At 64.2% G+C, this 779-nt stretch carries 1 protein-coding gene; it reads right to left on the bottom strand.

All coding sequences use genetic code 11. The features are described 5' to 3' along the window. A partial coding sequence (locus tag GOSPT_RS05350; protein WP_005203827.1) for an AMP-binding protein occupies positions 1–779 on the bottom strand: 779 nt, incomplete at both ends.

The following is a 779-nucleotide window of genomic DNA, read 5'->3' as shown; positions in this document are numbered from 1 at the left end:
GGGAACCACATCGAGGAACACCGACAACATCGACGGCACGAAATGCACCGACGTCGCCCGCGTCGCCCCGATCAACTCCGCAAGATACAACGGATCCGCATGACCACCCGGCCGCGCCACCACCACCTGCGCACCAGACATCAACGGCGCGAACAACTCCGGAACCGACACATCAAACGTCACCGGCGTCTTCAACACCACCCGATCGCCTGCCGACCACGGATATTCGCCCAGTCCCCACCACAACCTGTTGAGCACGGAACGGTGCGAGACGGTGACACCCTTCGGCCGACCCGTCGACCCCGACGTGAACAACGTATACAACGCCGCATCACCCGACAACGACCCCAACCGCTCACCATCAGACACCGCAGCCACCGACACATCCACCGACCCCGACGCATCCACCTCAACCACCCGCACACCATCACCCAACTCCACCACCGCCGCAGGCACCGCACCCGCAGCAACCACCACCACACCCACCCCAGCAGTACCCACCATGTACTCCACCCGCTCCACCGGCGCCTGAGTATCCAACGGCACATACTGACCACCCGCAGCAACCACCGCATGAATAGCCACCACAAACTCCACCGACCGCTCCAACGACACCCCCACCGCCACCTCAGGCCCCACACCCACACCAATCAACTCACGCGCCAACACCGCCACCCGCGCACCAAACTCCGCATACGACACCACCCGACCCTCACACCACAACGCAGGCGCACCCGGCGACCGAACCACCTGCGCCGCAACAGCATCAGCAACCGTCT

Origin of the sequence: Gordonia sputi NBRC 100414, assembly GCF_000248055.1 — a bacterium.
GTDB classification, from domain to species: domain Bacteria; phylum Actinomycetota; class Actinomycetes; order Mycobacteriales; family Mycobacteriaceae; genus Gordonia; species Gordonia sputi.
Note: the sequence above shows the minus strand (reverse complement) of the source record. Positions and strands in the feature narration are given on the sequence as shown.